This is a genomic window from Dyella terrae (genome assembly GCF_022394535.1).
Lineage (GTDB): Bacteria > Pseudomonadota > Gammaproteobacteria > Xanthomonadales > Rhodanobacteraceae > Dyella.
Genome location: NZ_CP089414.1, coordinates 347,430 through 359,522, shown reverse-complemented (window position 1 = coordinate 359,522; position 12,093 = coordinate 347,430). Strand labels below are relative to the sequence as shown.

Below are 12,093 nucleotides of genomic sequence, written 5' to 3'. Positions count from 1 at the left end.
GATGGGGCGGCAGCGGCGCGACCAAGGATCTCTTGATCGCGCCGCTGTTGCGTTTGGTGAATCTCGTTCCAAGATTGAACTTGATTGAAGTATATGAAGCAAGAAATATCATGCGACCGTTGTTGCTTTTCCTAGCTCGACTTCCGTCCAACAGAAGTATGTTTCGATACATCAAGATCCGTCGGTACGGGTATGTACCCATCACTTGCAGGGTCATGCCGGCGAATTCGGGTTCACATGCAAAGGAGAATCATGCAATGCCGCTGCGCCGCCGCAAATGGACTACCGACCTAGCTTCCTGTGCACTCGTGCTGGCCACGAGTGTTCCGAATGCGCATGCCGGCCAGTATGCGGCAGGGGTATGCAAGGTTGCTGATTTCCGCGTTATAGGGACAGACACGCCCGGCACATCCGTGCGTCCCACGTACGATGCGGGCGCTTATATGTCGGAGTACCAAGGGAGAAGCGATTCACCACTCAAGGAATTCGCTACCGATAAGTATCCGTTGAACGAAGCCAAGACCAGGGTTTTGGTGCCGCCAAAGAACGGAGAGCTGATACTGGACCCAGGCACGCCCTCCAATCTCTCTGCCGCCAGGGAGGGCTATTATTATTATGTGACTAACAAAGGCTATTCAGGAGAGGACGCCTTTGTCATGCAGGTAGAGAAGTACGGGATCAAGATTGAGATCCATTACACCATCGAGATCCCCGATGTTGGTGAGTCACCCAAAGGCCTTTGCACCATGGATCATTGGATGATCTCCCGCGTCGAGGGCGGATCTGCTCGTAACGGCTAGATTCTTTGATTCATCGGTGTAAGAAACTGGCATTTTGTTCGAAGACACTGTGCCAAGTGGCGCCAATGAGGCGTTCACGCAATCCTAAAGGCAATCGCCAGGGAGACCAATCAAAACCCTTGATATGCCTACTAGGCCCCCTTCGTGGCGATATCATCATCAACCGCGGTCATCACAAGAATGACAATAGTGGTGAGCAATGAAGCGCATGATCGCTGGAACGCTACTGCTTGGCCTTCTGCTTATGCCGTCACTGTCGGCCGCAAGTGGCCCGCCGGCAGGAATGAGCCACATTGAAGGATTGTCTTTCACGAAAATATACAGCGATGACAAGGGGCGCTTAATCGCGATCATCCCGGAAGACCAGACGGCGGACATCAGCCAGGCCTGTGAAGCACACAAGCCATTGTGGCTCTACGGCAAGCGAATCACTCAATATTGAAGAGAAAGCAATGGCACAAAATCACAACATGCTGCTGCAGCAACGGCTCCTTGGACTACAGGCGTTGCTCAATGCTGTTCACTTCTCTGGAAGTTTGGATGCCAACGCAGTCAAAGGCGCCGCGCGCGAACACTTCGTTCGATATTTTTGGTCTGAATTCTTTCCCGCCAACCAGCGAATGAGCAGCGGCCAGATCATTGACTCACATGGGAACGATTCGGGTCAGGTCGACATTGCCATCGAGTTCGGCTTCGGGCCTAGCTTTGCGTTGGGAGATCAGCGTCTCTACCTTGCGGAATCGGTCGCGGCTGTTATCGAAGTGAAATCCAACCTGGCAGCTCAATGGGGGGAAGTGATCACAAAAGCCAATCAAGTCAAGCAGCTAAAGCGTGACATTGCCTACCTCCAGACACACGACACCACGCAGGATAATAAGCACCTCAAGGATATCCCCTTTGTCGTGGTTGGATATGATGGATACGGTGATATTGATGATTTGGCACGCAAGCTACTTAAGGCAAACCAGGGCCACGAAAGTCCCCTGATTGATGCCGCCCTTTCCATCAGAAGAGGTGCCTTTGTAACGAGTGACGGCAGCCTCCAGGCTTCTGGCGGTCATTCACTTCTTGGCTTATGCGCGTTTATCACGAAGCAGATCGGCGCGGTCTCTAGAGTGTTGCCAAGCTTCGACCGCTACGTGAAATCTACTCCCATTCCAACATGCCCACCGGGCCAAGGAACATCTGCGGGCCGCATTATTGGTGATGGTGGGAGTTGGTCCCCAGTATAGAAATATTCTATTGGGCGAAGTGAGGGGCAAGCGCCCGCTATGATGTTGAGAAATTTCATCGTGGCACTTCATCACACTTTGCGATTAAGCACGTCCCACGCCCACAACCTCTAGGCGTGGGCTGCTGTTCTCCCCTAGGCTTCGCGGACTTGTTGGATTCGGCATGCGCCAGCTGACGCTCGATGGCGTCCGCGTTCCACCCCATTTCGTTGAGTCGGGTACCCCCAGATATACCCCCAGAATGAGCGCGCTTTCAAGCGACGACATGGGACGATCCTGGACAATCAGCCATAAAAAAACCCGCCAAGCAGCGGTTTTCTTTACTGTTTCTGGACTGTATGGGACGTCCTGAAACGTACATATGGTGCCAAGGGGAGACCATTAAATCTATATATGCCATTGTCTTTATTGCATAAAGACACAGGAAAAAGGAAATTTATACCTAAATTTATACCCAAGATTGACCGACTGCTTCAGATTTACCTCCTCACCGCGGATCAGTCCTTCATCGTCCATGTGAGTCCTCGTTTGGGCATAGCCTGTCGTGCTGCGCCACAGCATTTCATAGCGTCAGGCAACACGGCAACGGTCGCATGCGGAGCGTGTGATGAGTATCTGCGCCACCCCAGAGGCTGGCTACTCACAACGGCGGTGAGCTGATGTGAAATGGCCGAAAAGACAAATGCGGCGAGCGATAGGATGCGCTGAAACGGCATGGTCAACGCGACGCTTCTGACGCGCTTCGCCAGATGCCGGTACTCGAGGGATCAATTCGCAAGCGCCGGGCCACGGCGCCTAGCTTGGCCTCACCTTAGTAGCCCAGGAAGGTCCGCTGTGTGGCGGAAGCGGACCTTCCCAGACTATAGCCGCAAGCGCTCGTCGGCATCAGTGATCAGCAGCAGGGTGGTCAGCGCTTACCGGAATTAATGTTCAGCCTGACCGGAATCCGCGCCCTTGGTATGGCCAAGGACATCGTGAGTGCCGAAGCTGCTTGCCTATGACTTGCGTGATCGTGGCTCGCACATGACCATGTGCGCATTCATCAGGATGGGGAGTTCACGCATGTCGTTGCCCATACCAGTTGGTCATCTGTGGGTGTCCACCGTGACGCTTCCCGTTTCGCGGGATAGTGATGAGTGGTATGGACGGTGGTTCATTTATGACCGCCGTCCCGATCTGGAGAAGAACGCCGAGGTTTTTCCTCTGGAAGAGGGAACCACGGGGACCTTCCCCGACGAGCGCGATGCTGACCGGGATGCCAAGATGGAAGGGCGGCGCAGAGCGCTAGCCATGCAGAACTGACATCACGCTGCCTCCCTTCTTCTGAACTATGCTGGATCTGCCTTTGACTGGGAGTTCTGCCATGGCAACGACCGGCCATGCGTTCGTGCATGCGGGCCACCGCTTCTACTACGTACTTGTGGTGGCGGATAGGAGCTTTAGCGCTGAGGTTACCTGCGATGGCGGGTCACGCCATCGATTTACGAGCCCCCTCAACTCCTATGCGCTAAGCACCGATTCAGTAATGGATGTCTGCAAGAGGCTGGTCGAGAATGCCATTCGAGACAAGGTGATTAGCTGGCAATGAGACCATCGCGCTGGCTGCAGGGCGCTTTGCAGATTTACCATGGGCTGCCTCCGTGACGTTGGTAACGCGTATGTTGCGCACCGCACAGATGCGGGATGAACCATAACGCAGCATAGCCACCAGCAGAATCGAGCGCGATCGGGCTATGGTGTCAATGGGCATGTCTATGAAGGATGCGCAGCGAGTCCCTTGAGGCCAGAGTGGCATTGATAAAGGGCGTTACTGGCTTGCAATGAGCGGTAGCGTTTTGGGCGAACGGATACCTTTCGCATATCGTGTCCGGCGATGCGAGAGGCGCGCTGAAATACCTCGGACACTGCAAGAGGCATCATCTTTTCAGACCTAAGAGTACCCACAGAGCTCGTTGCTTGGATTCAAGGTATCAGATGAGGGTTGTAAGGATGTCCGATATCACCGGAATCAGAAGTAACGGTTTCAACTACACGGCTACGTACGATCCGGATGTCACGGGTAGCGTTGAATGGATGGCGACGTTCCGCTTGGTCGACGTCTATTGGGGCGTACGCCGTGGGTATTTTTCTCAAGTTGAAACGCTGACCCAGGCAGACCTTTTTTGGGCCGTTATGGCAGACATCGAGGAGCCATTGGTCGGCACGCACTGATGCATTAGCCATGGGATGCCTCCGTGGATTGAATATTGAGACGCTCTGCGCCGAAGCATTTACGTGAGCGTATATCGAGAGTAGTACGGTGAGTCCTCAAGTGCTCCTGGAGGCGCAGCGATGAGCGTCATTTCGGTTTCCGGCGTAGATGACGATGGCCTGGTATTCACGGGCAAGTACGTCTCTGGCATCCCTGGACGAGTGTTTTGGAAGGCCGTGTTTAGTAACCGTGGGAAGTTCATAGGAAACCGCTCCGGTGAGATTCGAATCGGCCCGAAGACCAATGCTCACCGAACGCTGGAGCAGGTCATGAGGGCCATCGAGAAATCGTGGGGTCCAGGGTTGTGAAGTTCCAACCCTTGGCTGTCCTGCAACTCTTGTGATTTGGCGAAGGAATTAGGTAACGCCGATGTGACCTTCACATTCGGCGCTGGCGACAGGAGTAGCGTTGATGGACGCGCCATCCTCGAGGTTCATTCCATGTTCGACGTAGCCGGCAAGTTCAGTGATGGAGTGAGCTTCACAGGGATGTACACCCGTGCTGCATCCAACAGCGTTGTTTGGGCTGCTACTTTTCGGACGAACGGCGTCTACAGCGGCCGTCGTAACGGAAAAGTCTTCGGCGTCGGCACCACTACTGTGGTTGAAACAGATCGAGCTGTGAGTGACGACATCGAGCACGTATGGTTCGGACCCAGATGAGGCACGCGGATGGGGCTCGGCCATGGGCCACATGCAAGGCTTCGGCGAACACAGCGCCCAAGTACTTCAAGATCGCGGCAACGAAGCGCGCGTTGATGTTGTTGAACAACAATACCGACTTCCCTGGAAGGATCCGAGTTTAATGACATCGCCCCGAGGAGCTGACACGCCCCTTCGCCCACGCCGGGTCTGTAACCGCTCGACTGGCCGCCAGGCGGCCTGAGGCGGAAGGATCTGCCTGAGCGATCTAGGCAACCTGCTGGATGGGCTGTTGGATCGGCTGTACCGCGCCGAGTCGGCGCTGTAGGAGCCGCCACTGTAGGAAACAAAGACGACGAACGACATTGCAATCGTGATCTGGCTGGGGGATGCGGCCTAGAGTCGCGTTGCTAGTCGTTGTGTTCATCGTGATCTTCATACCAGTGATTGCGAACTGGTGGTGCAGGCGAAGATAGCCCCTATTGTCCATCGGCGGCCTATGTAGCTCTACCCACGACTATGTTGCGCAACGTACAGATGTCGAACGATCCAAGGCGCACCATGGCTTTCTCTAATTCCGAGGAGGTGCCATGCGCATTCGCGATGTGCTTGAACAAGACGATATCAATCACCTCTTCTGGCTTGGTTGGGGCCAGCTGAAGGTAGTGCCCATGGTCAACGCGCGCAGACTGGTGGCTAGAAATCTTCTTGAGCCTGCATTGAGTTTCGACGGCGCCTCGGTTGCGGGAATCATCAATTACTACGTGCGGATCACGCGCGCAGGTATGCGCAAGATGGACGACGTTAGCGCCGGTCGCGATATTCGTTTCTGCGCGCCTAACGTGTAGGCGGCGCATGACATTCGCCAACAGCGGGAGGTGGGCGCTATGTACTCCATGCTTCTAACAGTGAAAGACACACGTGGCGAGCCTTTCGAGGCCCGTGTGGATATGATTAGGAGAAGCAACGGGCTGCAATGGACAGCTGCGCTATGGGCGAACGGATACCCGGCGCACATCGTGTCCGGGGATGCGAAAAGGTGCGCCGACATTGCCCGGACGCTGCAAGAAGCGATTATCTTCTCGGACCTTCGAGTGCCCACTGAGCTAGTTACTTGAAGTGAGGTCACTTCTTCACCTTCCCGCCATGGACAGACTCGAATGTCCACTGAGCTCTCTCCAAACGGGTCAGGGCCACAGGGTCGCGCCTGATCATGACCTGAGGGATACGGGTAGATACTCGAGGCAATGCCATGTGCACCACCAATCAGATGAACACGCTCTATTTCTATCCGCACAGGCCGCACTTCTGCCCTGCTCCGGATGCGGCATGCAACAAGGATCGCTACCACCGGTTTCCCGACCACGACGTACCCGCCGCATCAACAAGGGCAAGAGCTGCGAATAGCCCTGTGGGCGATTCGCGCGTGTCAGAAAGAGATCAGCAAGAAGTGAACGGAGTTCGCATGGACGACGACGGTACTCCAACACGAGCGCTTGGAGCGGCGATAGGCCAAGGCATTCAGTTGCTCAAACCCTAAAACTGTTCAGGCCATCACGAACAGAAACGAAGGCACCAAGTCACCCCAGGGGCAATCATCATGACCAGCATTTCGGGCAAAACTACCAACGGCTTCACGTATGAAGGTGATTACGAGTATGCAAACTCGGATCGTGTCAGGTGGACTGCCATTTTTCGCCGCAGCGGAGTCTTCTTCGGCATGCGGCATGGTCGCATCAACGAACTCAATGGCGCCACTACAGGGGAGGTCAATGAGGCCGTACAAGACGACATTGAGCTTGTTTGGGTCCAGGCACGATAAGTGACGCGGCCGCGCACAGAGGCAAATCTTTTGATTCGATGCCGGTCGAGCGCGGAGCCGTCGGCGGGACCTCAGATAGTCGCGAGCTAGATAGGGGCGCGCAAACACCTCGGCGCATGCCGGTCCATAATTGCGTAGAGTTGTCCCCACCACCACAATCGATCCCGTGAACTAACGGCGTGATTCGGCATTTTGGCTAGGCGCTCGAACGCTAGCCATAACACTTCCTCTTGCTCACCGCTGGCCTCAAGCGCGAGCAGCTCCAGATCTAAAGCTTTGAACTCATTTGTCAATTGCTCTCGCGTTCGGCTCATGCGGTGCCTTCTGAATGTGTGGCGCAAACAACGGTAGCTCAAGAACCATTCGATTCAGGCTTTCTTGTCGGAACGAAGCTAACTGCTACTCACTGTTTGCTACTCGCCATGGGGTGTCGGAGGAGACACCGCCTCACTGGTAACTACAGCGCATTGCTATGCCAGCATGAACAAGGTCGTGCACCGGAGACCTTCCATAGTGTCTATACAGGAAGGCTCCGGCTTCTATGTCGGAGGCTTTGGTGCACTTGCCTACGCCGGGAGCGGAGATGCGAGGCAAATACTTCCCGACCTTCACGCGTTAGTCAGTGCTTTTTATGCTCGTCACGCACCTTGCCTACGTCCCTCTGAAGCTTTCCAGCGTCCTTCTCGAGGCGGCCGGCCGCCTCTTTCACGTGATTCCCGGTCATCTTGCCAGCAACTTCTTTCAGTGCGCCCTTGACCTCGTGCTTGGTGCCCTGGATTCGATTCTTGTCCATGATGAACTCCTGTCGCCGGATTGCGACATCACTGACGATAGGCAAACTACACCCTGGCCAATACTCGCTCTGTACGCCGGCGAACACTCGAGGAGATAGCGTCGCCACCCAAACCGGACCCGCTTACGAGGCTTGCCACGCCACACCTAATCTTCCACGAAACGGAGCATTTCGGTGCTAAAATCTGTGAAAGAGCGCAACGAGGACAGGTATGACTGCTGCTCCCGACCCGCGACAGAACCAGCTGCTTGCGGCATTACCAGGGGCCGAGTGGGCTCGATGGGCGCCACACCTTGAGTCCGTCGATATGCCACTCGGCAAAGTGCTCTACGAGTCCGGTAGCCGACTGAGCCATGTGTATTTTCCGACGACTTCAATCGTCTCATTGCTCTATGTGATGGAGGACGGTGCCTCGGCCGAGATCGCCGTGGTCGGTAACGAGGGCATCGTCGGCATCTCACTGTTTATGGGCGGCGAGTCCACGCCAAGCCGGGCACTGGTGCAAAGCGCCGGCCAAGGGTTTCGATTGAAGGCAGACCTTATGCTGCAGGAGTTCAACCGCGCAGGCCCCGCACTTCATCTGCTGCTGCGATATACCCAGGCCCTGATCACTCAAATGTCACAGACAGCGGTGTGCAATCGCCACCACTCGTTGGATCAGCAGCTGTGCCGCTGGCTGCTACTGAGCCTCGATCGCCTGCACTCCAAGGAATTGGTGATGACACAGGAGCTAATCGCCAACATGCTAGGGGTCCGCCGCGAAGGTGTTACTGAGGCAGCTGGTAACCTGCAGCAGGCAGGATTGATTCGCTACCAGCGAGGACATATCACCGTGCTGGATCGCGCTGGGCTCGAGAAGCGGACCTGCGAATGCTACGCCGTGGTCAAGAAAGAGTATGACCGCCTGCTGCCATCATCCACGAACCTGATTATTCGCTCCAGCGGGACTATCGATGCCCCTCTCTAAACCTCAAAGCATGCTATCCAAGGGGAGCATCTGCAGCACAAGTACCTCGACTCGACGCCCCCTGGTCGCGCCTGGCTCGCTGTCTGCATCAAGTCCAACACCTTTGTCACTATAGAGCCACCGCATCTGCCAGGGGTAACCAACTCCTTCCGGCACTTGGCGAAGAACGACGTGAAATGCGTTTTCCGGGAGGGTGGCCGTATCGAAGAACTGTTCGACGGCGCTCGCCAGAGGGACAGAGTCGACGATGAGCCCCATTTCGGTATTAAGCAGCTTGGAGCGCTGATCCATGTTGAGGGAGCCGATGAACACGTGCTCGCCATCCACTACCATGGCCTTTGCATGAAGACTTATGCCGGACGATTGTCCGCGTGCTGTTATCCGTTGCGCCACGCCCTGATTCGGGCGTAATTCGTAAAGCGCCACCCCGCCCTCCAGTAACCGAGTACGATAACGGGCATAACCAGAGTACGCGGCAGGCTCATCGTTCGACGCGAGAGAATTGGTAAGCACCTTTACCCGAATGCCGCGCTCGGCAATACCGACAAGAAACTGCGAGCCATCTCTGCCTGGCACAAAATAGGGCGATATCAGCAGCGCCTCCTCGCGCGCACCCGCGATCATTGCTTTTAGCTTCGGGCCAATACGGAATGTCGGCATGTCCCCATGCATGTTGATCTTGTCCGGGCTATCGGAAACCAGTTCGGCGCCCCCCCAGAACCAATCGCCACGCCTGTCGGATGTGGGTCCTTCGGGGAAAGCCTCCGAGACCGCTTCGGCATAGTCAGACCGCGCGAATGACCTAGCGTCCCTGAGCGAGGGCAACCCTCAGCTTTGCCAAGTCATCTTGCGTATCATGCGCTTCTCGGAACGCCCTCACCGGATAGGCTGCATCGCAGTTCCAGTAGGCGTCGAACGAATGCGATGCCTGCTGTACTACCGGCCCGATCGCAATGAGGTCGACATCACGAAAGTTGGTTTCGTCGCTCGCATCAAAGTAGTCATTGCCAATGTTTCGCCCACCAATGATGGCGACCGTGCCGTCCACGACGAGGGACTTGTTGTGCATCCGTCGGTTAAGCCGGCGACCTTCCACGATGAACTGTCTGATCTTTGAAGGTGTGGACGGTGCACGGGTACGAAAAGGATTGAACAGCCTCACCTGGATGCTTGGGTGTGCGTCCAATGCACCAAGCATTCGGTCCTCGTTCGTCAAATCCATGGCATCAAGAAGCATGCGGACGCGAACACCACGATCAGCAGCTGCCAGGACATGCTGCGCTACCAGTCGTCCTGTCGCATCGTTCTTGAAAATGTAGTACTGCATATCGATCGAATGCCTAGCTTGATCGATGATGGCAATGCGGCTCATCAAAGCATTGGAACTCTTGGTGAGGAGCCGGAAACCTGATTGACCAGGATGCTGAGCTAATTCCACGCCGATATAGCGCGCCGAAGGAGTGTCGGATATCGCTGGCAATGCGCTGGTGGGCTGTTTGATGAAGTCTTTACTCAAAGACGAACAATCCGTCAGCGCAACGCCCATCGCAAGCACTGCTAGAGAACAACCAGCCCACCTCGTGCATAGCACGCCTGGGACAAAGCAAGGCCAGAGGTTTATGGACATGCGTTCACATCAAAGGCTGGGTGCCCATCGAAGCCGATCACGCTAGCCTTCAGGTGCGATTCCGTCTACCCATGAGGAACGACACCACGCATAGAACAAGGAATACGAAGAACAAGATCTTAGCTATGCCATAGGTTGCGCCGGCGATACCTGCGAAACCAAGAAACCCAGCAACTAATGCGATAACGAGAAAGATGAGCGCGTAGTACAACATGATGACACTCCCTAAAGTGATCAAGCGGCATCATCGCGGCGGCAAACACCGGGAGCTGCCTTTGTGTTGACCGGGAGGCTGATCAAAGGTACCCCCGATCGGGCCATGGTGGAGCACATCTGTGATCGAATGAGCCCGGTAGCCACGTTTCGCCTGGGCCACCTGACTGATCGCGTACCAATGTACTCGCCTCTTCTCACTCACTCGGTGCGCTATCACACATCGATTCTGGCTCCCCATCTTAGTTACCGCCATTGCTGGGACGCGGACATCCGACTCAACCACATAAGCCGGCCCGAGTGCCGAAATAGTGTGTGTCGCATCGCACATACAGCCGGCATGATGTGGCCGATGATGAGGCTATGTGCTTGCCATTCCAGGCGCAGCCCTCCCCTCATGAGCCGTCGTTTGGGAGCACAAGTACATTCGGTGACCGGCGCTCCACGGAAGTGGATCGGTCTACAAAGACACAGAACGTCTCTGTCACCACTTAATGTGCGCCGTAGTCGTGACAAGGCGGCCATAGGACATACACCATGAAACGCAATCTTCTCGCATTGAGCTCAATCGTGATCATCGCAGCCATGACTGTGCACCCAGGCACGGTTCAGGCCGAGCATCCCGCCGACCTGGGCTGCAAGATGCAGTTCTCTCTTTCAACTTGGTCAATTATCTACAAGCAGTCAGAAGGACATGGCCTCATTACCTGTCAGAACGGGCAATCCATGCATGTCAAAATTGTCGCGAGAGGTGGCGGCCTGACGGCGGGCAAATCTCACATTGACGACGGAACGGGCCGCTTCACCGATGTGCGCTCAATGTCAGAGATCCTCGGTCACTACGGTGACGCAGAAGTCCATGCCGGGGCCGGTAGAGCGAGCGAAGCACAGGTGCTAACGAAGGGCGAGGTCTCGCTTGCCTTATCAGGCACCGGCGAAGGTATCGATCTTGGCATCGATGTTGGAGAGGTCACGCTTTCGCAAGTCAAGTGATGAGATCCGGGCTACCCGAAAAGTAGGACGCTAGCTACAGATGCCGTGATTCGGCGGTGTTTTTCCCGGCTGTCATTCAGACCGTCGCAGTACGCCACCGACACAAGCATCAACTCGCTAGCATCTACACCATCAACGCATATCACGTTGATGGTGTAGCACATACTTCCGCTCATATTTGGTTAGGTTTGAGGATTAGTGAATGTCGTCGCTCTTCTTCGCAGGCGATTTCTGGGTATCCACTCTTACACTGCGCATCTCTCAAGATAGCGATGAGTGGTATGGCAGATGGTGGATCTACAATCGTCGGCCTGACTTAAAGGAGAACGCGGGGATGCATTCCATGGCTGAGGGTGCCACTGACGTTTATGCTAGCGAATGCGATGCCGACCGAGCAGTAGAAAAGGAAGGCCGGCGACGCGCGCTGATAATGACGCGCTAAATGCGACAGGAAATGCCGCGAGGTATCCATTTCCAACCATACAAGGTGGCGCGGTGAGTAACCGTCTTGGCGAATATACAAAGGGCGGCGACGCGCCTCCTTTGTGTAAGTAATGTGAGCGTTTCTCTTCAAAGCTAGGCAGGTCTATTGCCTCTAAATAATCACTTAAAAGTGGATCTGTTTGTTCTTGGACTAATCCTTGGTGCCCCTCCACCGGACCTGCCGCAACTGGTCGATCAGTCTTATCCGCGATAACTTGAGCGAATCACCTAATCTTATAGCCCGTACGAACGATCGGCGTGGACCGGATCA

General features: G+C 55.3%; 13 protein-coding genes. 9 read left to right on the top strand and 4 right to left on the bottom strand.

The genetic code is table 11. From position 1 onward, the window contains the following. Positions 1–257: 257 nt before the first annotated feature. The 7 genes from DYST_RS01580 to DYST_RS01550 all read left to right on the top strand — a co-directional run bounded on the left by DYST_RS01580 (position 258) and on the right by DYST_RS01550 (position 6,746). Complete coding sequence (locus tag DYST_RS01580; RefSeq protein WP_239949534.1) at positions 258–800, top strand: hypothetical protein; 543 nt, start codon at positions 258–260, stop codon at positions 798–800. 199 nt (positions 801–999) lie between these two features. After that, a complete protein-coding gene (locus DYST_RS01575; protein ID WP_239949532.1) occupies positions 1,000–1,242 on the top strand; it encodes a hypothetical protein in 243 nt (80 codons plus the stop codon). 10 nt (positions 1,243–1,252) lie between these two features. Continuing rightward, positions 1,253–2,032, top strand: a complete 780-nt coding sequence (locus tag DYST_RS01570; RefSeq protein WP_239949530.1) for a DUF6602 domain-containing protein — start codon at positions 1,253–1,255, stop codon at positions 2,030–2,032. A gap of 978 nt (positions 2,033–3,010) precedes the next feature. Then, positions 3,011–3,334, top strand: a complete 324-nt coding sequence (locus DYST_RS01565; protein WP_199045438.1) for a hypothetical protein — start codon at positions 3,011–3,013, stop codon at positions 3,332–3,334. A gap of 687 nt (positions 3,335–4,021) precedes the next feature. Then, positions 4,022–4,243: a hypothetical protein gene (locus DYST_RS01560; RefSeq protein WP_199045439.1), complete on the top strand. Its 222-nt coding sequence runs from the start codon at positions 4,022–4,024 to the stop codon at positions 4,241–4,243. A 1,271-nt stretch (positions 4,244–5,514) separates the two neighbouring features. Continuing rightward, entirely contained in the window at positions 5,515–5,772 is a 258-nt protein-coding gene (locus DYST_RS01555; RefSeq protein WP_199045441.1) for a hypothetical protein, read from the top strand. A gap of 752 nt (positions 5,773–6,524) precedes the next feature. After that, a complete protein-coding gene (locus DYST_RS01550) occupies positions 6,525–6,746 on the top strand; it encodes a TonB-dependent receptor (protein WP_102304763.1) in 222 nt (73 codons plus the stop codon). Positions 6,747–7,365: 619 nt separating this feature from the next. Here DYST_RS01550 and DYST_RS01545 read toward each other — a convergent pair. After that, complete coding sequence (locus DYST_RS01545; RefSeq protein WP_102304765.1) at positions 7,366–7,539, bottom strand: CsbD family protein; 174 nt, start codon at positions 7,537–7,539, stop codon at positions 7,366–7,368. A gap of 211 nt (positions 7,540–7,750) precedes the next feature. Here DYST_RS01545 and DYST_RS01540 point away from each other — a divergent pair, with 211 nt between their 5' ends. Next, positions 7,751–8,506 (top strand): Crp/Fnr family transcriptional regulator, encoded by a 756-nt coding sequence (locus DYST_RS01540; protein WP_199045442.1) that lies wholly within the window; start codon positions 7,751–7,753, stop codon positions 8,504–8,506. A gap of 3 nt (positions 8,507–8,509) precedes the next feature. Here the strand turns inward: DYST_RS01540 and DYST_RS01535 are convergent, their stop codons facing one another. The 3 genes from DYST_RS01535 to DYST_RS01525 all read right to left on the bottom strand — a co-directional run bounded on the left by DYST_RS01535 (position 8,510) and on the right by DYST_RS01525 (position 10,347). After that, entirely contained in the window at positions 8,510–9,166 is a 657-nt protein-coding gene (locus DYST_RS01535; RefSeq protein WP_239949529.1) for a phospholipase D-like domain-containing protein, read from the bottom strand. 142 nt (positions 9,167–9,308) lie between these two features. Further along, positions 9,309–10,052, bottom strand: coding sequence for a phospholipase D-like domain-containing protein (locus tag DYST_RS01530; protein ID WP_239949527.1), 744 nt, complete (start codon positions 10,050–10,052; stop codon positions 9,309–9,311). A gap of 130 nt (positions 10,053–10,182) precedes the next feature. Continuing rightward, positions 10,183–10,347 (bottom strand): DUF1328 domain-containing protein, encoded by a 165-nt coding sequence (locus DYST_RS01525; RefSeq protein WP_199045444.1) that lies wholly within the window; start codon positions 10,345–10,347, stop codon positions 10,183–10,185. Positions 10,348–10,883: 536 nt separating this feature from the next. Here DYST_RS01525 and DYST_RS01520 point away from each other — a divergent pair. Further along, the gene (locus DYST_RS01520) at positions 10,884–11,339 is read left to right on the top strand and encodes a hypothetical protein (protein ID WP_233176159.1); all 456 of its coding nucleotides are present in this window, start codon (positions 10,884–10,886) and stop codon (positions 11,337–11,339) included. Positions 11,340–12,093: the final 754 nt, after the last annotated feature.